This window comes from Streptomyces sp. NBC_01390, assembly GCF_045040105.1.
Lineage (GTDB): Bacteria > Actinomycetota > Actinomycetes > Streptomycetales > Streptomycetaceae > Streptomyces.
On sequence record NZ_CP109551.1, the window covers coordinates 1,260,375 to 1,279,291 of the forward strand.

The following is an 18,917-nucleotide window of genomic DNA, read 5'->3' on the forward strand; positions in this document are numbered from 1 at the left end:
CCGGTTGGGGCGGGCTTTCCCGGTGCTTTCCTCAGGTGTACGTCAGGGTGCGCGCAGATCGACCAGTTCGGCCAGCGCCTCCCGGTGGGCGCCCGCCGTGCCGTACGCGATGGAGTCGGCCTTGGCCCGCTTCAGGTACAGGTGGACCGGGTGCTCCCAGGTCATACCGATCCCGCCGTGCAGCTGGAGCGCCTCCTCGGCCGCGTGGACGGCGACGGGGGCCGCGTAGGCCTGGGCGACGGCGACCGCCACATCGGCGTCGTCGCCGTTCGCCAGGGCGTCGGCCGCGTTGCGGGCGGCGGCGCGCAGGTTGACGACCTCCAGCCACAGTTGGGCGAGCCGGTGCTTGAGCGCCTGGAAGCCGCCGACCGGACGGTTGAACTGCTTGCGTTCCTTGAGATAGCGGACCGTCTCGGTCAACGTCCATTCCGCGAGGCCGAGTTGCTCGGAGGCGAGCAGTCCGGCGCCGGCCCGCAGGGCGCGGCGTACGGCGGGTTCGGCGTCGCCGAGAAGGCGGCCCGGCGCCCCGTCCAGGACGACCGTCGCCACCGGTCGGGTCAGGTCGAGGGACACCTGTGGTGTGACGGTGGCGGCGGAGGCGTCCACCGCGTACAGGCCGCCGTCGTCGGCGGGCACCAGCAGCACGTCGGCGACGGACGCGTCCGCGACACCGGTCAACTGCCCGTGCAGGCCGCCGTCCTCGAACCGTACGACGCTGTAGGCACTCCCTACGGGAACGCTCAGCGAGACCGCGAGGGCGCCGATCGTCGTCCCGGACGCCAGCTGGGACAGCAGGTCGTCGGTCCCGCACTCCAGCAGCGCCTCGGTGGCGACGACGGCGCTGGTCAGATACGGGACGGGCGCGACCGCACGTCCCAACTCCTCCAGGACGACGGCGACTTCCCGGTGCGTGGCGCCCTGACCGTCCAGTTCCTCGGGGACGAGCAGGCCGGCGAGGCCCATTCCCTCGGTGAGGGCCTTCCAGAGCGGGATGTCGTGCGGGGTGTCCGACTCGACGCGCGCGATCACGTCCGCCGCGTCGCAGTGGTCGGTCAGCAGGTCACGGACGGCCGCGCGGAGGGCGTCCTCCTCCTCCGAGTACAAAAGGTCGGGCTGCGTGCTCATCGGGCGAGGTCCTTCCAGGCGACGTCCTTGTCGGTGCGCGGTTCGCTGGGCAGGCCCAGGACCCGTTCGGCGACGATGTTCAGCAGGACCTCGCTGGTCCCGCCCTCGATGCTGTTGCCCTTGGAGCGGAGGTAGCGGTAGCCGGCGTCACGGCCGACGAAGTCCACCAGCTCGGGCCGGCGCATCGTCCAGTCCTCGTACAACAGGCCTTCCTCGCCGAGGAGTTCGACCTCAAGGCCGCTGATCTCCTGGTTGAGGCGGGCGAAGGAGAGTTTCAGGCCGGAGCCCTCCGGGCCGGGCTGTCCGGCGACGAGCTGCTGGCGTGTCCGCTCGCCCGTGAGCCGGGCGACCTCGGCCTCCACCCACAGCTTCAGCAGCCGCTGGTGCAGATCGTGGGTGCGCAGTCCGGGTCGTTCGCGCCACGTCTGGGCGACGGGACCGATCATGCCGCCCTCGCGCGGGATGCGCATACCGCCGATGGCCACGCGCTCGTTGTTCAGCGTGGTCTGCGCGACCCGCCAGCCGTCGCCGACCTCGCCGAGGCGATGGGCGTCCGGGATCCGGACGTCGGTCAGGAACACCTCGTTGAACTCGGCCTCGCCGGTGACCTGCCGCAGCGGCCGGACCTCGACACCGGGGTCGGTCATGTCGCAGAGGAAGTAGGTGATGCCCTTGTGCTTGGGCAGGTCAGGGTCGGTGCGCGTGATGAGGATGGCCCAGCGGGCGAGATGGGCGCTGGACGTCCACACCTTCTGCCCGTTGACGATCCACTGGTCCCCCGACCGGACGGCCCGCGTGCCCAGCGCGGCGAGGTCGGACCCCGCACCCGGCTCACTGAAGAGCTGGCACCAGACCTCCTCGCCGATCCACAGCGGCCGGAGGAACTTCCGCTTCTGCTCCTCCGTACCGAAGCCGAGGATGGTCGGCGCGGCCATGCCCAGACCGATGCCGATACGCCGGGGGTCGTTGTCGGGAGCCCCAGCGGCCTCCAACTCGGCGTCCACGACGGCCTGGAGGGCACGCGGCGCGCCGAGACCGCCCAGCCCTTCCGGGTAGTGCACCCAGGCGAGCCCGGCGTCGAAGCGGGCCTTGAGGAAGTCGAGCCGTTCGGTGTCGGCCGGCGGATGGGCGGCCAGCAACTCCCGTGTGAGCCGGGTGAGTTCAGTGGCGTCGACGGTCATTCGGCGGCTCCGTTCGCAAGCGCGGGCAGCACCGCGACCCGGCCGGTGGTGACACCGTCGGCGACACGTTGCACGGCCGCCGCGGCCCCGCTCAGCGGCACCCGCTCGCTCACCAACGGCTTGATCGCGCCCCGGGCGGCCAGCTCGGTGAGCTGCTCGTGGCAGTGCTGGACCAGTTTCGGGTTCTTGGTGTTGTACAGACCCCAGTGCAGGCCCAGGATCGAGTAGTTCTTCACAAGGGCGTGGTTGAGCCCGGGGCTGGGGATCGCTCCGCTCGCGAAGCCGACGACCACGATCCGCCCCTCGAAGGCGACGACCTTCGTGGACTGGGTGTAGGCCTCCCCGCCGACGGGGTCGTAGACCACGTCGACACCGCGCCCGCCGGTGGCTTCCTTCACCGCTCCGACGACGTTCTCCGTGCGCCGGTCGATGACGACGTCGCAGCCCAACTCCCGTGCCACGGCGACCTTCTCGGCCCCGCCCACAACGCCGATGACGGTGGCTCCGGCGGCCTTCCCGAGCTGTACGGCGGCGCTGCCGACCCCGCCCGCGGCGGCGTGCACGAGCAGCGTCTCGCCGGCCTCCAGGGCGGCCCGCCGGTGCAGTCCGAACCAGCCCGTCTGGTAGCCGATGAGAAGGGCGGCGGCCTGGGCGTCGTCCAGCGACTCGGGGGCCGTGAACAGCCCGCGGGAGTCCGCCACGACATACTCGGCGAAACCGCCGTACGGCAGCGCGGGGTTACCGATCACCCGGCGGCCGTCCTCGGTCTCGCCGCAGATCTCCACCCCGGGAGTGAACGGCAGCGGCGGCTTGACCTGGTACTCCCCGCGGCACATCAGGACGTCCGGGAAGTTGATGGTCGCGGCCCGCACCTTCAGCAGCACCTGGCCCTCGGCGGGCACCGGCCGCTCCACCTCGCCGAGGACCATCGCCTCGCTCGGCTCGCCGTTCTGGTGCACTTGCCATGCCTGCATGGGGGGCCTCCACGGGACTGTGCTCGTCTTCTTCGACTGACCGGGCTCGACCGCATACTAAGCGGTCGCTTGCAGATCAGGGAACCGTCGAGGACCGGTCCGCGGCAGTCGCGTACGTCACGACCGCTCCCCCTTCGCACGGGCGGGCCGCGCCCGTACGTGCATCCGCTCCCCCTGCGGCCCGAACAGGCTGAGGAACTCCGCGGGCCCCTCCCCCGTCGCCCCGAACCAGTGCGGTACACGGGTGTCGAACTCGGCGGCCTCGCCCGGCCCGAGCACCACGTCGTGCTCGCCAAGCACGAGCCGAAGCCGCCCCGCCAGGACGTACAGCCACTCGTAGCCCTCGTGCGTGCCGGGCTCGGGCTGCTGGCCACTCACCGGCAGGATCACCTTGAACGCCTGGAGGCCGCCGGGCTGCCGGGTGAGCGGGAGATACGTCCGCCCGTGCCGGACGATCGGCTTGGTCCGCACCCGGGGATCGTCGACGGCCGGAGCGCCGACCAGTTCGTCGAGCGCCACGCGATGCGCCCGCGCGATCGGCAGCAACTGCTCCAGGCTGGGCCGCCGCAGTCCCGACTCCAGCCGGGACAACGTACTGACGGAGATCCCGGTAGTGGCAGACAGCCCGGCCAGGGTCACCCCCCGCTCCTTGCGAATCCTCCGCAACCGGGGCCCCACCTCGGCGAGGACCTGCTCGGTGGCAGCATCGTCGTTAGTGACATCCATGCCGTTATTGCATTTTCGGCAAACAGGTTTGTCAATACGGCAGAGGGCACCCTCAGCCCGTCCGGCGTTTGAGGACGAGGCCCCTTAAGGGCCGACAGCGGGGTCTGGGGGCGCAGCCCCCAGGACGGGATGGGACGGGTAGGGGCGGCGGGGGCGAGAAAACCGCCCCGCCGCCCGGATGTGCGTCCGCCACCCCCGTTGCACCATGGCTGCATGCTGCTGACCCGGCTCGCCCACGTGTCCCAGGAGGTCGCCGCCACCTCCGCCCGGTCCCGGAAGATCGCCCTGCTCGCCGAACTGTTCCGGGACGCCGACGCCGACGACGTACCCATCGTCATCCCGTATCTCGCCGGACGCCTGCCCCAGGGACGGCTGGGCATCGGCTGGAAGGTGCTGGACCAGCAGGTTCCGGGCGCCGCCGAGCCCTCCCTCACCGTCCGGGACGTCGACGCCCGCCTCACCGCGATCGGCACGGTCAGCGGCGCCGGCTCGCAGGCCGAACGCAGGCGGCTGGTCGGCGAGTTGCTCGCGGCGGCCACCCCGGACGAGCAGAAGTTCCTGTTCGCGCTGATCACGGGTGAGGTACGGCAGGGCGCCCTGGACGCGGTGGCCGTGGAAGGCCTGGCGACGGCCACCGCCGCACCGCCCGCCGACGTACGGCGCGCGGTGATGCTCGCGGGGTCGATCCAGCCCGTCGCGCAGGCCCTGCTGGCCGACGGACCGGCGTCCCTCACCCGCTTCCGGCTCACCGTCGGCCGCCCCGTCCTGCCGATGCTCGCGCACAGCGCCTCCTCGGTGGCGGAGGCCGTCGAGAAGCTCGGCGCCTGTGCCGTCGAGGAGAAACTGGACGGCATCCGGGTCCAGGTCCACCGCGACGGCGACGACGTACGGCTCTACACCCGCACCCTCGACGACATCACCGACCGGCTGCCCGAACTGACCACCGCCGCAAGGGCGTTGAGGGGCGAGCGGTTCATCCTGGACGGCGAGGTGATCGCCTTCGACACGGCCGGCCGGCCGCGTTCCTTCCAGGACACCGCCGGCCGGGTCGGCTCGCGCGTGGACGTGGAGACGGCAGCCCGGGAGACACCCGTCTCGCCCGTCTTCTTCGACGCGCTCTCGGTCGACGGCCACGATCTCCTCGACCTTCCGTTCGCCGAGCGGCACACGGAGCTGGCCCGGCTGGTCCCCGAGCCGATGCGGGTGCGGCGCCTGCTGGCGGGCGGCCCCGCCGACCTCCCTGCCGCCGAGACGTTCCTCGCCGACACCCTGGCGCGTGGCCACGAGGGCGTCGTGGTCAAGGCCCTCGACGCCCCCTACAGCGCGGGCCGGCGCGGTGCGTCCTGGCTGAAGGTCAAGCCCGTACACACGCTCGACCTGGTGGTGCTGGCGGCCGAGTGGGGTCACGGACGCCGTACCGGCAAGCTGTCGAACCTCCACCTCGCCGCCCGTAACCCCGACGGGTCCTTCGCCATGCTCGGCAAGACCTTCAAGGGCATGACCGACGCGATGCTGACCTGGCAGACCGAGCGGCTCCAGGCGCTGGCCGTGTCGGACGACGGCTGGGTGGTGACCGTACGCCCCGAACTGGTCGTCGAGGTCGCCTACGACGGTCTCCAGCGGTCCACCCGCTACCCGGCCGGTGTCACCCTCCGCTTTGCCCGCGTCGTCCGCTACCGCGAGGACAAGACCCCGGACGAAGCGGACACCGTACAAACGCTGCTGGCCGCGCACCCGGAGGTGGCGGGATGACGGAGAAGGCGAACGGGAAGCGCAGCGCGGGACTCCTCCTGTTCCGCCGCCAGGCCCCGCCCGGTCAGGCGCTGGAGGTGCTCCTCGGGCACATGGGAGGCCCCTTCTTCGCCCGGCGCGACGCCGGGGCCTGGACCATCCCCAAGGGTGAGTACGGCGACGGGGAGACGGCCTGGGACGCGGCCCGCCGGGAGTTCCGGGAGGAGCTGGGGCTGGCGCCGCCCGAGGGCGAGGCCGTGCCGCTGGGCGAGGTCCGGCAGGCCGGCGGGAAGGTCGTCACGGCGTGGGCGATCGAGGCGGATCTCGATCCGGCGGCCGTGGTGCCGGGCACGTTCCGGATGGAGTGGCCGAGGGGGTCGGGGCAGGAGCGGGAGTTTCCCGAGCTGGACCGGGTGCGGTGGTTCGGCCTCGATGCGGCGCGGGCGGTGATCGTGACGGCGCAGGGCGGGTTTCTGGACCGGCTGACGGAGCACTCGGGGCATTGAGAGAGTGCCGGTGGGTGCCGTACGCGTTGCGGGGCCCTCCGGCGCGCGGGAAGGTCGAAGGACAGCCCTCAACCTGGAGGACGGCAATGCCCATCGCGACGGTGAACCCGGCGAACGGCGAGACGCTTCGGACGTACGACGCCATGGACGGCGCGGAGATCGAGCGCCGGCTCGCGGCCGCGGAGGCCGCCTTCCGCACGTACCGCACGACCGGCTTCGCCGAGCGCGCCCGGCTGCTGGGCCGGGCCGCCGGTCTGCTGGACGAGGACCGGGACGACATCGCCCGCACCATGACGCTCGAGATGGGCAAGCCGGTCAAGCAGGCCCGCGCGGAGGCCGCGAAGTGCGCGAAGGCGATGCGCTGGTACGCCGACCACGCCGAGGAACTCCTGGCCGACGAGAAGCCCGCGGACACGGACATCAAGGACTCCGGAGGCTCGCGCGCCGTGGTCCGCTACCGCCCACTGGGCCCGGTGCTCGCGGTGATGCCGTGGAACTTCCCGCTCTGGCAGGTGATCCGCTTCGCCGCGCCGGCGCTGATGGCGGGCAACGTGGGCCTGCTCAAGCACGCGTCGAACGTGCCGCAGACCGCCCTCTACCTGGAGGACCTGTTCCGCCGGGCCGGCTACCCCGAGGGCTGCTTCCAGACGCTGCTGATCGGGTCGGACGCGGTCGAGGACATCCTGCGCGACCCACGGGTGCGGGCGGCCACGCTCACCGGCAGCGAACCGGCGGGACGCGCGGTGGCGGCCGTCGCCGGGGACGAGGTCAAGAAGACGGTGCTGGAGCTGGGTGGCAGCGACCCGTTCATCGTCCTGCCGTCCGCCGATGTCGAACGGGCCGCGCAGGTCGCGGTGACTGCGCGTGTGCAGAACAACGGGCAGTCGTGCATCGCCGCCAAGCGGTTCATCGTGCACACGGATGTCTTCGACGCGTTCGCGGAACGCTTCTCGACCGCCATGGCGGCGCTGAAGGTCGGCGATCCGCTGGCCGAGGACACGGAGGTCGGGCCGCTCGCGAGTGAGCGGGGGCGCGAGGAGCTGGAGGCACTGGTCGACGAGGCCGTGGAGAGCGGCGCGACGGTGATGTGCGGTGGCGAACGTCCGAAGGATCTGTCGGACGACGGCTGGTACTACGCGCCGACCGTCCTCGCCGACGTCACCAGCGAGATGCGCATTCACCAGGAGGAGACGTTCGGCCCGGTCGCGACCCTGTACCGCGTGGCCGACCTGGAGGAGGCGTTGGCGATCGCCAACGACACGCCTTTCGGGCTCAGTTCGAACGTGTGGACCCGCGACGAGGCCGAGGTGGACCGTCTCGTACGGGATCTGGAGGCGGGCGGCGTGTTCGTCAACGGGATGACCGCGTCCCATCCGGCGTTCCCGTTCGGCGGGGTGAAGCGGTCCGGATACGGGCGTGAGCTGTCGGGACACGGAATCCGCGAGTTCTGCAACATCACCACGGTATGGCACGGAGCGTGAGCGTTCCGCGGCTACGATCGCCCCTGTGAACCGCGAAGTGACTCTGCCTCTGATCGTCGACGACCGCGGCACGTTGCAGGTTGCCGCCTCCGACGTCAGCAAACTGCTGCGTACGGTCGGCGGCCGCTGGCTGCATCTGGTGGAGGCCGGCCAGGACAACCTCGACGAGGACACCGTGGCCGCCCTCACCATCGAACTCGCCAAACTGGCCGACCGAATCGACGTGGCCTGCATCGCCCACAGCAGTGGGGGCGCCTCCGGCTGAGGTGAGGGATGCGTCGTGGGGGCACGGGTTTCGTTTCGTCCACCGGCCGGCTGTGGCTGGTCGCGCCCCGCGGCGGAGCCGCAGATGTCACAGCCCCGCGCCCCTGAGTGGGGTAGCTCTTCGGCGTTTTGGATGCGGGGCGATTTGCAGGGGCGCGGGGAACTGCGCGACAAGCCACGACGCACCCGCAGCCCGAAGCGCACCGCACCCCCACGGCGCTACCGAATCGGCATCCCCGCCAGGGTCCGCGCGATCACCAACCGCTGGATCTCACTCGTACCCTCGAAGATCGTGTAAATCGCCGCATCCCGATGCATCCGCTCCACCGGATACTCCCGCGTGTACCCGTTCCCCCCGAGTATCTGAATCGCCTGCCCGGTAACCTTCTTCGCCGTCTCGCTCGCGAACAGCTTCGACATCGACCCCTCCGCCGCGGTGAACGGCTTCCCGCTGATCGCCATCCACGACGCCCGCCACGTCAGCAGCCGCGCCGCGTCGATGGACGTACGCATGTCGGCGAGCTGGAAGGCGATCCCCTGGTTGTCGATGATCGGGCGGCCGAACTGCTCACGGGTCTTCGCGTAGTCGAGGGCGACCTCGTACGCGGCCCGGGCGGTACCCACAGCCATCGCGGCGACGGCCGGACGGCTCGCCTCGAACGTGGCCATCGCCGCGTTCTTCACCCGCTCGCCGCCGGACTTCGCGCGCTCACGGGCCCGGGCGAGGCGCTCGTCGAGCTTCTGCTTGCCGCCGAGGAGGCAGGAGCCGGGGATGCGGACGTTCTCCAGGACGACCTCGGCGGTGTGCGAGGCGCGGATGCCGTGCTTCTTGAACTTCTGGCCCTGGGACAGGCCGGGCGTGTTCGGCGGGACGATGAAGGAGGCGTGGCCCTTGGAGCCCAGCTCGGCGTCGACCACGGCGACGACGACGTGGACGTTGGCGATGCCGCCGTTGGTCGCCCAGGTCTTCGTGCCGTTGAGGACCCACTCGTCCTTGGCCTCGTCGTACACGGCGCGGGTACGCATGGAGGCGACGTCGGAGCCGGCATCGGGCTCGGAGGAGCAGAAGGCGGCGACCTTGACATCGCCCGCGTCACCGTACATCTGGGGGATCCAGGTGCCGATCTGCTCCTCGGTGCCGTTGGCGAGGACGCCCACGGCGGCGAGGCCGGTGCCGACGATGGAGAGGGCTATGCCCGCGTCACCCCAGAAGAGCTCCTCCATGGCCATGGGGATGCCGAGGCCGGTGGGGTCGAAGTACTGCTGGGCGTAGAAGTCCAGGGAGTAGATGCCGACCTTCGCCGCCTCCTGGATGACCGGCCAGGGGGTCTCCTCGCGCTCGTCCCACTCGGCGGCGGCAGGACGGATCACGTCGGCGGCGAAACCGTGGAGCCAGTCGCGGACCTCTTTCTGTTCGTCGTTGAGCTCCATGGTGAATTCGGCCATGACCCCTCCATCGCTGCACTAGCATGTTACCTACGGTAACTGGAGTCTGTTACTCGTCGGTAGGAAAAGTCAACTCCCGGACCCCGGTCGGCAGCCCGTTCGATGGGCATCGACCGATGAGTGTTATTTTGCGCAAGCGTCACCGATATCAGCACGGGTGGGGAGACACCATGGACACCACGCAGCAAACCGATCAGCAGCGGTCCGCGGACCGCCGCAGGCGCGAGCTGCTGGAAGCCGCCGACCGAGTGGTGCTCCGCGACGGCCCCGGCGCCTCGATGAACGCCATCGCCGCCGAGGCGGGCATCACCAAACCCATTCTCTACCGGCATTTCGGTGACAAGGGCGGACTGTACGCCGCTCTGGCCAAACGGCACACCGACGCCCTGCTCGACTCCCTGCGGGCCGCGCTGGACGCTCCGGCGGAGCGGCGGGAACGGGTGGAGGCCACGCTGGACACCTACCTCGCGGCGATCGAGGCGCGGCCCCAGGTGTACCGGTTCCTGATGCACCCCGGGGACGGCGTGTCACCCGGCGATCCCGGGTTCGATGTGAGGAAGCACTCGCTGCCGTTGCTGCGGCTGATGGGCGAGGAGTTGGCCCAGGTGATCGAGGATCGGTTGGATCTCGGGCCCGGCAGCCAGCAGTTGGCTCGGGTGTGGGGGCACGGGATAGTCGGGATGATGCATGCGGCGGGAGACTGGTGGCTGGGGGAACGGCCCTGCTCCCGGGCGGAGTTGGTGCGGAGTTTGGCTGATTTGTTGTGGGGGCGACTGGCTGCCGCCGGGGACCGGATCGGGGGTCCGGGGTTCTGAGGGTTGTGTGTTGGCTGCGGGCCCGGTGGGGGCTGGTCGCGCAGTTCCCCACGCCCCTACGTATCTCCCCTCGCCCCATTCCACGAAGCTCGGGTTGCTTGTCGCATTAGCCTCTTGTGGCGCCAGCCCGTTACTCGGTCCGCGTAGGTCTTGCCTGCCAGGTGGTCCAGCTCGTGTTGGAGGCATCTCGCGAAGAAGCCTGTGCCCTCGATGCGTACCGGGTCGCCCGTTGCCGTGAAGCCCTCGACCGTCGTCTCGTCGTGGCGTTCGGTGCCCGCTTCCAGGCCGGGGAGAGACAGGCAGCCTTCGGGTCCACGGAGGACCAGGCCGGTCGCCTCGACCAGGCGGGGGTTGACGACATGGCCCACGTGACGGACGTCATCGTCGTCGGGGCAGTCGTATACGAAGACCTTCAGGGGCCTGCCGATCTGGTTCGCGGCGAGGCCCACGCCCTGGGCGGCGTACATTGTCGCGAACATGTCCTCGACGAGCGCGGCTAGTTCGGCGTCGAAGTGTGTGACTTCCGCGCAGGGGGTGTGCAGAACGGGGTCGCCGAGCAGTGTCAGGGGGCGGACGCGCCCCCTGGTACCCGGGATGGAGCCTGGTCGCATGGCCGCAAGGGTACGGTCACCCTTGTCGCGCGGGCGCCGTGGTGGTGCCGCGATGCGGATCTCGTGAACGGATCTCGATAGGCTGAGGTCCACACCACGTGGCCGGAGGCACAGGCGCGGCGCGTACGCAAGGAGGATCGAGATCTGATGGCAGGCAACTCGGACCCGCTCACTCCGCGGGCCAAGCTGGCAGTGACGGCCGGCAAGGCCGTTGCGGCGGCATCGCGTGCGGCAGGGCGCGGCAGCGGGTCGGTGATCGGTGGCAAGGTAGCCCTCAAACTCGACCCCGACCTCCTGGCCCGGCTCGCCCAGCACCTGGACGTCATCCTGGTCTCGGCCACCAACGGCAAGACCACGACCACGCGGCTCATCGCGGAGGCCCTGCGCGCCGCCGGACCGGTCGTGTCGAACGCGCTCGGCGCCAACATGCCCGCCGGCATCACCTCGGCGCTCGCGGGCGGCTCGGACGCCAAGTTCGGGGTCATCGAGGTCGACGAGAAGTACCTCGCCGGCGTCGCCCGGGACACGGACCCCAAGTGCATCGCGCTTCTCAACCTCTCCCGCGACCAGCTCGACCGCGCCGCAGAGACCCGCATGCTCGCCGAGAACTGGCGTGAGGGGCTCGCCGGTTCGAAGGCCGTGATCGTCGCCAACGCCGACGACCCGCTGATCGTGTGGGCCGCCTCCTCCTCCCCCAACGTGATCTGGGTCGCCGCCGGGCAGATGTGGAAGGACGACGCCTGGTCCTGCCCGTCCTGCGGTGGTGTGATGCAGCGCCCCGGCGACGACTGGTTCTGCGGTCAGTGCGGTTTCCGCCGTCCGACGCCGAGTTGGGCGCTGTCCGGCGACCACGTGCTCGATCCGCACGGGTCGGCCTGGCCGATCCGTCTCCAGCTGCCGGGGCGGGCCAACAAGTCCAACGCGGCCGCCTCCGCCGCTGTCGCCGCCGTGTTCGGCGTACCGCCGCAGGTCGGCCTGGAGCGGATGTACCAGGTGCAGGCCGTGGCCGGACGGTACGACGTCGTGCAGTTCATGCAGCGCGATCTGCGGCTGCTGCTCGCCAAGAACCCGGCCGGCTGGCTGGAGACGTTCTCCCTGATCGACCCGCCGCCGACCCCGGTCATCCTCTCCGTGAACGCGCGGGGCGCCGACGGCACCGACACCTCCTGGCTGTGGGACGTCGACTACACGCAGCTCACCGGTCACCCGATCTTCGTCATCGGCGACCGCAAGCTCGACCTCGCGGTGCGGCTTGAGGTCGCCAACCAGCACTTCCAGGTCTGCGAGAGCGCCGACCAGGCCGTGCAGATGGCGCCGCCCGGCCGGATCGAGGTCATCGCGAACTACACCGCCTTCCAGGACCTGCGCCGCCGCGTCGGCAACTGACCACTGCCGGCAACCGACCACTGAGGACGATCACTTCATGAGCGACAACCAGCTGCGTCTGGTGTGGATCTACCCGGACCTGCTCAGCACGTACGGCGACCAGGGCAACGCACTCGTCCTGGAGCGCCGGGCTCGGCAGCGCGGCCTCGACGTCGCGCGGCTCGACGTACGCAGCGACCAGCCGATCCCGACCTCCGGCGACATCTATCTGATCGGCGGCGGCGAGGACCGACCGCAGCGGCTCGCGGCGGAACGTTTGCGCCGTGACGGCGGACTGCACCGGGCCGTCGGCAACGGCGCGATCGTGTTCTCGGTGTGCGCCGGGTACCAGATCCTGGGCCACGAGTTCATCAACGACCTCGGTCAGCGTGAGCCCGGCCTCGGACTCCTCGACGTGGTCTCGGTGCGCGGCGAGGGCGAGCGGTGCGTGGGCGACGTACTCGGTGACATCGACGCACGCCTCGGCCTGCCTCCGCTGACCGGCTTCGAGAACCACCAGGGTGTCACCCACCTCGGTCCCACCGCGCGCCCGTTCGCGCAGGTGCGGCTCGGCAAGGGCAACGGCACGGGAGACGGCACGGAGGGCGCGTACAACGACACGGTCTTCGGTACGTACATGCACGGGCCCGTGCTCGCCCGTAACCCGCTGATCGCGGACCTGCTGCTGAAGCTGGCCCTCGACGTCAACGCGCTGCCGCCGACCGACGACCGCTGGTACGAGGCGCTGCGCAACGAGCGGATCACGGCTGCGCAGCAGCCCGCCTGACCTGCGCGCACCGCCGCGACCGTGCCGGCCTGTACACCTGCCGTCCTCGTGTGCGCCACCGGCCCGTCTGACGGGGCATCCGCACAGGTGAGCGCGGGTGTCCAGCACCCGGACGGGTGCTACGGCTACGGTCCCCGCCGCCGGTATGGTGACGGGGATCGAGCCGGACAGCGTGGTCCGGTCCTGGCCCACGTGGAGAAGGATTTCGGGCGATGCGCATTGGTGTCCTGACGTCCGGCGGCGACTGCCCCGGTCTGAACGCCGTCATCCGGTCCGTCGTGCACCGCGCTGTAGTGGACCACGGTGACGAGGTAATCGGCTTCCGGGACGGCTGGAAGGGCCTCCTGGAGTGCGACTACCTCAAGCTCGACCTTGACGCGGTGAGCGGCATCCTCGCTCGCGGCGGCACCATCCTCGGCTCCTCCCGGGTCCGTCCCGAACATCTGCGGGACGGCGTCGAGCGGGCCAGGGGCCATGTCGAGGAGCTCGGGCTCGACGCGATCATCCCGATCGGCGGCGAGGGCACGCTCAAGGCGGCCCGGCTGCTGTCCGACAACGGCCTGCCGATAGTCGGCGTCCCGAAGACCATCGACAACGACATCGCGGTCACGGATGTCACCTTCGGCTTCGACACGGCCGTGGGGGTCGCCACGGAGGCCCTGGACCGGCTGAAGACCACCGCCGAGTCCCACCAGCGCGTCCTGATCGTCGAGGTCATGGGCCGCCACACCGGCTGGATCGCTCTGCACTCCGGCATGGCCGCGGGCGCCCACGCCATCGTCGTACCGGAACGCCCCTTCGACATCGAGGAGTTGGCCGCGCGCGTGGGTGAGCGGTTCGCGGCGGGCAAGCGGTTCGCGATCGTCGTCGCCGCGGAGGGTGCGAAGCCCCGCGAGGGCTCGATGGAGTTCGACGAGGGCGGCAAGGACGTGTACGGCCACGAGCGCTTCGCCGGGATCGCCCGGCAGCTCTCCCTGGAACTGGAGGAGCGGCTCGGCAAGGAGGCGCGGCCGGTGATCCTCGGGCATGTGCAGCGGGGTGGGACGCCCACGGCCTACGACCGCGTGCTGGCCACGCGGTTCGGGTGGCATGCGGTGGAGGCGGTGCACCGGGGTGAGTTCGGGCGGATGACGGCGCTTCGGGGGACGGACATCGTGATGGTGTCGCTGGCGGAGGCTGTGGAGACGTTGAAGACGGTTCCTGAGGCTCGGTATGCAGAGGCTGAGTGCGTGCTCTGAGGTTGTTTTTTCGGCTGCGGGTTCGCCGTGGCTGGTCGCGCAGTTCCCCGCGCCCCTAAAAGCCCTCCCCTGGCCCCCGGGTCATTTCGTGACCGGGGGCCGCTCTACCCTGAGGGGATGGAGCACAGCGGGCACAGTTCGGACATGGGGCTTTTGCCCTTCACCTTGGGGCGGGGGCTCGGGTGGTCCGCCGATCCGTTCTTTCTGGTCGCCTGTCTTGTCGGGCTCGGGCTGTACGCCTGGGGGGTCGTGCGGCTCACCCGGCGTGGGGACAAGTGGTCCGTCGGGCGGACCGTCTCCTTCGTGCTCGGTGTGCTGACCGTCATGCTCGTCATGTGCACCAGGCTCAACGACTACGGCATGGTCATGTTCAGCGTGCACATGGTGCAGCACATGGTGATCAGCATGGTCTCGCCGATCCTCATTCTGCTCGGCGCGCCGATCACGCTCGCCCTGCGGGCGCTGCCGGTCGCCGGACGGGGGCGGAAGGGGCCGCGTGAGCTGCTGCTGGCGCTGCTGCACAGCCGGTTCATGCGGATCGTCACGCACGCGGCGTTCACCATCCCACTGTTCATCGCCAGTCTCTACGTCCTGTACTTCACCCCGCTCTTCGACTTCCTGATGAGTTCGAAGGCCGGGCACATCACGATGATGTGTCACTTCCTCGCCGTCGGACTGATCTTCTTCTGGCCGATCATGGGCGTCGACCCCGGCCCGAACCGGCCCGGCTATCTGATGCGGATGCTGGAGCTGTTCGCGGGCATGCCGTTCCACGCGTTCTTCGGGATCGCGCTGATGATGGCGTCGACACCGATGGTCGACTCGTACCGGAATCCGCCCGCCTCGCTCGGTATCGACGCCCTGGCCGACCAGAACGCGGCCGGCGGGATCGCCTGGGCGTTCAGCGAGATCCCGACCGTACTGGTGCTGTTGGCCCTGCTCTTCCAGTGGCACAGCTCCGAACAGCGGCAGGCCAAGCGTCAGGACCGGGCCGCCGACCGGGACGGCGACAAGGAACTTGAGGCGTACAACGCCTATTTGGCCTCACTGAACGCACGTGGGCGCTGAATCAACTTTCATTCTCCTGCCTGAAACACTTTCGCATTCAGTAGCATGGTCGTGACGTATCCGCCGGGGGGAGCGGTATGACACTGCATGCTTTCAGGAAATCCGGGCTCCAGCGGTTGTCCATCGCACTGTTGTGCGTTCTGTTCGCCAGTGGTTGCGGCAGACAGGCACCACTGACGATGGTGAAGGCCGTGGCCTCCGGGGTGCCTTCCCTCGCGCCGTTCTTCGACGAGAACAGCGGCCTGGGTCATGACGCACAGGTCCGTTCGCAGCCCGCGCACGGCAGCAGCCTGCAGCAGGGCAGCACGCCCGGGCTGTACGGGGGCACGAAGAAGCCGACGGTCTGTGACGTCGACCGGCTGAAGCAATTCCTCACCGACCCCGGGAACAACAGGAAGGCCCGCGAATGGGCACGTGTGGTCGATATTCCACAGGGCGGGATTTCCGCCTATCTCGACCGGCTCACACCCGTTCTCCTGCGTCACGACACCCTCGTGAAGAACCACGACTACAAGAAGGAGAAAGCCGTCCCCTTCGACGCGCTGCTCCAGGCGGGAATCGCGGTTCTCGTCGATGAAGCGGGAGTTCCCGCAGTGAAGTGTTCATGCGGAAATCCGCTGAGGCCGTTCAAGGGCGCCACGAACCGTATTTCCGTCGAGTTCGAGGACGGCATCAAGAAGTGGCGGGACTACGACGCCGACGAGGTCGTGCTCGTCCGTCCCGCACCCGCCAAGGTCGACCGGTTCGCGCTCATCGACGTGGACGAACCGGAGCGGGGCATCTACCGCCGGACCGGGACCAAGGGCGAGGCCGACAAGGTCTTCGACACGCGCGAGCGCCATCAGGTGCCGCGCCTCGCCGGGACGACGTTCGGCGCGGCGAGCAGCCACCTCACGCACCTGGGCCTGGCGACGGCGTACGACAGCGCCGGGCTGCCCCCGTCCGACGCCACCGTCACCGGGTCCGACCCGGGGCCGGGAGCCGCGCTCCCGTTCGGCTCGTACGTCACGCTGAACGTCCACATCGAGTCCGGGTCACCCGACGACGGCAGCGGCGGAAGTGACGGCACCACTCCCTCCGGGACGGGAACAGGATCGGAGCCCGGGTCGGGATCGGTGTCGGGGTCGGCGCCGGGTCCCGGGGCGAGCTCGGCTCCGGGGTCCGACACCCCGTCAGCCGACGGGCCCGACGCGTCGACTCCTTCGACCGCTCCCCCGACGTCTCCGCCCTCGTCCAGTGACAAGCCCACGCCGAGTGCGTCCGAGCCGCCCTCGCCCGATCCTCCACCGTCCGGCCCCAACAGCAGCTCCCCCGATGGCGGCCCCACGAGCGAATCACCCACCTCGGAGCCACCTTCGCCTCCCCCGAGCGACACACCCAGCACCTCGTCGGAGACGACCAGCGCGCCCCCGGACACATCACCCCCCGAGACGAGCAGCCCACCTTCGCCGACGGCCCAGGGAACGCCGGGCGCGCGACGCGCCCTTTAGGGGCGCGGGGAACTGCGCGATCAACCCCCACCGACCCGCAGCCGACGAACCACCCATACAGCGGAGTCACCGGATGTCATCAGGACCACCCACGTCGGGAGTGGGCCGGGTCATCGCCGGCCGTTACCTCCTGCTCAGCCGACTCGGCAGCGGCGGCATGGGCCATGTCTGGCTCGCCCACGACCAGAGACTCGCCTGCGAGGTCGCCCTCAAGGAGATCGTGTTCCGCGACCCCGTCGAGGCCTCCGACGAGCGGGCCTCCCGAGTCGCCAGGGCCCGCGCCGAGGCCCGGCACGCGGCCGGGCTGCGCGGCAACCCGAACGTGGTGACCGTGCACGACGTACTGGAGCACGAAGGCCTGCCGTGGATCGTCATGGAGTACGTGGCCGGCGCCCTCGACCTGCGTGACCTGATCGGTATGCGCGGACCGCTGGCGCCCGACGAGTGCGCCCGCATCGGCCTCGCCGTCCTGGACGCGCTGACCGCCGGACACGAGCAGGGCATCATGCACCGGGACGTGAAGCCCGCGAACATCCTGCTGGCGCCGGACCGCACCGGGACGCCGTACTCCCGGATCCTGCTCACCGACTACGGCATCTCGGTACAGCCGGACGCCGGCGAGACGCGGTACACGCTGACGTCCGCCCTGGTCGGCACGGCCGGTTATCTGGCGCCCGAGCGGGCCACCGGCGGACCGCCGACCGCCGCCGCCGATCTGTTCTCGCTGGGCTGCACGCTGTATCACGCCGTCGAGGGCGTCGGGCCGTTCGAACGGGACACGCATTTCGCGGAAGTCACCGCCGTGGTCATGGAGGAGCACCGGAAACCGGAGCGGGCGGGCGCGCTGGGGCCCGTGCTGGAGGCGATGCTCGACAAGGACCCGGACCGGCGGATCACGGCAGCCCGGGTGGAGGCGGCCCTGGACCGCATCGTCACGCCCCAGGCCGACCCGTACGAGCACACCAGGACGGACCCGGGATCGCTGCCGCCATGGGGCGCGCCGGAGCCGTTGTACGGGCCGCACGACGCCCCGCCGTCCCCACCCATTGGCGTCTCCCCCGCCCCGTCCGCGCCCCCGCCGGAACCTCCTCGCCGCACCCGCGTCTTCCTGGCAGCCCTGGGTGCCCTGCTCGGGATCGTCCTCGCCGGTGTCGGCCTCTGGTTGGCCCTGGGCGGCCCGACGGGCGGCGACGAGCAGACCGCGCGGAAGCCGTACGGCGGACCCGTCGGTCTCGCCGCGCCCCTGGCGGAGGGCGACTGTGTGTTCGCCGACTGGCCCGGCGGCGTGCGCTTCGAGGGGACGCCACGGCTGACCGTGGACCCGGCCTGCGGGGGCGCGGCGCCCGACGGGCAGGTCGTGGCGGTCGTGGACTCCGCGTCCGCCGCCGAGGCGCGGGCGCAGGGGCCCGCCCGCTGCGAGGAGCGGACCCGGGATCTCAGGGAGAAGCTGGCCGACGTACGCGGATATGCCGTCGTACCCACCGACGGCGGGTTCCGGGCCGCCGAGGGGCGTACGGCCTGTCTGCTGCTCGGTGCGCACGGGCCGGTGTACGGGCCGCTCGGTCCGTTCCGTGAGGCCGGGCAGGCGTTTCGCGACACGGCCGGCATGCAGAAGCGGGACTGTCTGAGGTCTCCGTCCGGGCGGGAGGCGCGGCTCGTCGCCTGTACCGAGCCGCACGACGAGGAGGTCCTCGGATTCACTCGGCTCGACCCCGCCGTCCCCTTCGAGGAGGCGCGCGACGTGTCGGACACCGCCTGCGCGAAGGACGTGCCACCGACCGACTACGGCTTCGATCCGTCGGTCCACGAGGCCGGGTCCTGGACGGGGCGTGGAGCCTGGGACTCCGGAACGCATTTCGTCGTGTGCACCGTGCGCAGGCAGAACGGGGGCACCATGGAGGGAGAAGAGCCATGAGGAGGGTGTTGCGATGCCCGGTTCCACGAACAGTTCCACGAAGACCATGGGGGTGCTCACCGTAGGCGGGCTCGTCGTGGTGACGGCCTACACGGTGACGCTCGGCAGCAACGGCTGGCTGTGGTTCGGCTGGGTGGTGCTGGGTCTGATCACCCTCGGGATGGTGGTCGCCCGGCCCACCTGAGGTCCGTACA

General features: G+C 70.5%; 18 protein-coding genes. 12 read left to right on the forward strand and 6 right to left on the reverse strand.

Going from position 1 to position 18,917, the window contains the following annotated elements; all coding sequences use genetic code 11:
- Positions 1 to 42: 42 nt before the first annotated feature.
- The 4 genes from OG241_RS05330 to OG241_RS05345 all read right to left on the reverse strand — a co-directional run bounded on the left by OG241_RS05330 (position 43) and on the right by OG241_RS05345 (position 4,006).
- The gene (locus OG241_RS05330; RefSeq protein WP_405813965.1) at positions 43 to 1,125 is read right to left on the reverse strand and encodes an acyl-CoA dehydrogenase family protein; all 1,083 of its coding nucleotides are present in this window, start codon (positions 1,123 to 1,125) and stop codon (positions 43 to 45) included.
- Entirely contained in the window at positions 1,122 to 2,306 is a 1,185-nt protein-coding gene (locus tag OG241_RS05335; RefSeq protein WP_405813966.1) for an acyl-CoA dehydrogenase family protein, read from the reverse strand. Before OG241_RS05335 ends, OG241_RS05330 begins: the two co-directional genes overlap by 4 nt.
- Positions 2,303 to 3,280 (reverse strand): NADPH:quinone oxidoreductase family protein, encoded by a 978-nt coding sequence (locus OG241_RS05340; protein ID WP_405813968.1) that lies wholly within the window; start codon positions 3,278 to 3,280, stop codon positions 2,303 to 2,305. Before OG241_RS05340 ends, OG241_RS05335 begins: the two co-directional genes overlap by 4 nt.
- 117 nt (positions 3,281 to 3,397) lie before the next feature.
- Entirely contained in the window at positions 3,398 to 4,006 is a 609-nt protein-coding gene (locus tag OG241_RS05345) for a helix-turn-helix domain-containing protein (protein WP_405813969.1), read from the reverse strand.
- A 213-nt stretch (positions 4,007 to 4,219) separates the two neighbouring features.
- On the opposite strand from OG241_RS05345, the gene OG241_RS05350 reads away from it, so the two are divergent.
- The 4 genes from OG241_RS05350 (at position 4,220) to OG241_RS05365 (ending at position 7,989) form a co-directional block, all read left to right on the forward strand.
- Entirely contained in the window at positions 4,220 to 5,758 is a 1,539-nt protein-coding gene (locus OG241_RS05350) for an ATP-dependent DNA ligase (protein WP_405813970.1), read from the forward strand.
- Positions 5,755 to 6,243 carry an NUDIX domain-containing protein gene (locus OG241_RS05355; protein WP_405813972.1) on the forward strand — a complete coding sequence of 163 codons (489 nt, stop codon included), beginning with the start codon at positions 5,755 to 5,757 and terminating at the stop codon, positions 6,241 to 6,243. Before OG241_RS05350 ends, OG241_RS05355 begins: the two co-directional genes overlap by 4 nt.
- A gap of 86 nt (positions 6,244 to 6,329) precedes the next feature.
- Positions 6,330 to 7,724 (forward strand): NADP-dependent succinic semialdehyde dehydrogenase, encoded by a 1,395-nt coding sequence (locus OG241_RS05360; RefSeq protein WP_405813973.1) that lies wholly within the window; start codon positions 6,330 to 6,332, stop codon positions 7,722 to 7,724.
- A 25-nt stretch (positions 7,725 to 7,749) separates the two neighbouring features.
- A complete protein-coding gene (locus OG241_RS05365; protein WP_405813974.1) occupies positions 7,750 to 7,989 on the forward strand; it encodes a DUF6213 family protein in 240 nt (79 codons plus the stop codon).
- A 218-nt stretch (positions 7,990 to 8,207) separates the two neighbouring features.
- Here OG241_RS05365 and OG241_RS05370 read toward each other — a convergent pair whose 3' ends face one another.
- Positions 8,208 to 9,434, reverse strand: coding sequence for an acyl-CoA dehydrogenase family protein (locus OG241_RS05370; protein WP_405813976.1), 1,227 nt, complete (start codon positions 9,432 to 9,434; stop codon positions 8,208 to 8,210).
- 170 nt (positions 9,435 to 9,604) lie between these two features.
- Between OG241_RS05370 and OG241_RS05375 the strand changes: the two genes are divergently transcribed.
- Positions 9,605 to 10,249 (forward strand): TetR family transcriptional regulator, encoded by a 645-nt coding sequence (locus tag OG241_RS05375; protein WP_405813977.1) that lies wholly within the window; start codon positions 9,605 to 9,607, stop codon positions 10,247 to 10,249.
- Between the two features lie 56 nt (positions 10,250 to 10,305).
- Here OG241_RS05375 and def read toward each other — a convergent pair whose 3' ends face one another.
- A complete protein-coding gene (gene def, locus OG241_RS05380; RefSeq protein WP_405813979.1) occupies positions 10,306 to 10,860 on the reverse strand; it encodes a peptide deformylase in 555 nt (184 codons plus the stop codon).
- A 147-nt stretch (positions 10,861 to 11,007) separates the two neighbouring features.
- Between def and OG241_RS05385 the strand changes: the two genes are divergently transcribed.
- From OG241_RS05385 to OG241_RS05415, 7 genes are all read left to right on the forward strand, one after another.
- Entirely contained in the window at positions 11,008 to 12,246 is a 1,239-nt protein-coding gene (locus OG241_RS05385; protein WP_319098318.1) for a MurT ligase domain-containing protein, read from the forward strand.
- Between the two features lie 37 nt (positions 12,247 to 12,283).
- Positions 12,284 to 13,012, forward strand: a complete 729-nt coding sequence (locus tag OG241_RS05390; RefSeq protein WP_330292596.1) for a glutamine amidotransferase — start codon at positions 12,284 to 12,286, stop codon at positions 13,010 to 13,012.
- A 212-nt stretch (positions 13,013 to 13,224) separates the two neighbouring features.
- Positions 13,225 to 14,250, forward strand: a complete 1,026-nt coding sequence (locus OG241_RS05395) for a 6-phosphofructokinase (protein WP_405813980.1) — start codon at positions 13,225 to 13,227, stop codon at positions 14,248 to 14,250.
- A 117-nt stretch (positions 14,251 to 14,367) separates the two neighbouring features.
- Positions 14,368 to 15,318, forward strand: a complete 951-nt coding sequence (locus OG241_RS05400) for a cytochrome c oxidase assembly protein (protein WP_405813982.1) — start codon at positions 14,368 to 14,370, stop codon at positions 15,316 to 15,318.
- A 77-nt stretch (positions 15,319 to 15,395) separates the two neighbouring features.
- Positions 15,396 to 16,808: a DUF6777 domain-containing protein gene (locus OG241_RS05405; RefSeq protein WP_405813983.1), complete on the forward strand. Its 1,413-nt coding sequence runs from the start codon at positions 15,396 to 15,398 to the stop codon at positions 16,806 to 16,808.
- Positions 16,809 to 16,881: 73 nt separating this feature from the next.
- Positions 16,882 to 18,723 (forward strand): protein kinase domain-containing protein, encoded by a 1,842-nt coding sequence (locus OG241_RS05410; protein ID WP_405813984.1) that lies wholly within the window; start codon positions 16,882 to 16,884, stop codon positions 18,721 to 18,723.
- Between the two features lie 13 nt (positions 18,724 to 18,736).
- Positions 18,737 to 18,907 (forward strand): hypothetical protein, encoded by a 171-nt coding sequence (locus OG241_RS05415; RefSeq protein WP_006373919.1) that lies wholly within the window; start codon positions 18,737 to 18,739, stop codon positions 18,905 to 18,907.
- Positions 18,908 to 18,917 lie beyond the last annotated feature (10 nt).

Excerpts from the sequence above, each read along its gene's own strand:
- OG241_RS05330 (WP_405813965.1), bottom strand. The coding sequence starts at position 1,125 with ATGAGCACGCAGCCCGACCTTTTGTACTCGGAGGAGGAGGACGCCCTC.
- OG241_RS05335 (WP_405813966.1), bottom strand. The coding sequence starts at position 2,306 with ATGACCGTCGACGCCACTGAACTCACCCGGCTCACACGGGAGTTGCTG.
- OG241_RS05340 (WP_405813968.1), bottom strand. The coding sequence starts at position 3,280 with ATGCAGGCATGGCAAGTGCACCAGAACGGCGAGCCGAGCGAGGCGATG.
- OG241_RS05345 (WP_405813969.1), bottom strand. The coding sequence starts at position 4,006 with ATGGATGTCACTAACGACGATGCTGCCACCGAGCAGGTCCTCGCCGAG.
- OG241_RS05350 (WP_405813970.1), top strand. The coding sequence starts at position 4,220 with ATGCTGCTGACCCGGCTCGCCCACGTGTCCCAGGAGGTCGCCGCCACC.
- OG241_RS05355 (WP_405813972.1), top strand. The coding sequence starts at position 5,755 with ATGACGGAGAAGGCGAACGGGAAGCGCAGCGCGGGACTCCTCCTGTTC.
- OG241_RS05360 (WP_405813973.1), top strand. The coding sequence starts at position 6,330 with ATGCCCATCGCGACGGTGAACCCGGCGAACGGCGAGACGCTTCGGACG.
- OG241_RS05370 (WP_405813976.1), bottom strand. The coding sequence starts at position 9,434 with ATGGCCGAATTCACCATGGAGCTCAACGACGAACAGAAAGAGGTCCGC.
- OG241_RS05375 (WP_405813977.1), top strand. The coding sequence starts at position 9,605 with ATGGACACCACGCAGCAAACCGATCAGCAGCGGTCCGCGGACCGCCGC.
- def (WP_405813979.1), bottom strand. The coding sequence starts at position 10,860 with ATGCGACCAGGCTCCATCCCGGGTACCAGGGGGCGCGTCCGCCCCCTG.
- OG241_RS05385 (WP_319098318.1), top strand. The coding sequence starts at position 11,008 with ATGGCAGGCAACTCGGACCCGCTCACTCCGCGGGCCAAGCTGGCAGTG.
- OG241_RS05390 (WP_330292596.1), top strand. The coding sequence starts at position 12,284 with ATGAGCGACAACCAGCTGCGTCTGGTGTGGATCTACCCGGACCTGCTC.
- OG241_RS05395 (WP_405813980.1), top strand. The coding sequence starts at position 13,225 with ATGCGCATTGGTGTCCTGACGTCCGGCGGCGACTGCCCCGGTCTGAAC.
- OG241_RS05400 (WP_405813982.1), top strand. The coding sequence starts at position 14,368 with ATGGAGCACAGCGGGCACAGTTCGGACATGGGGCTTTTGCCCTTCACC.
- OG241_RS05405 (WP_405813983.1), top strand. The coding sequence starts at position 15,396 with ATGACACTGCATGCTTTCAGGAAATCCGGGCTCCAGCGGTTGTCCATC.
- OG241_RS05410 (WP_405813984.1), top strand. The coding sequence starts at position 16,882 with ATGTCATCAGGACCACCCACGTCGGGAGTGGGCCGGGTCATCGCCGGC.
- OG241_RS05415 (WP_006373919.1), top strand. The coding sequence starts at position 18,737 with ATGCCCGGTTCCACGAACAGTTCCACGAAGACCATGGGGGTGCTCACC.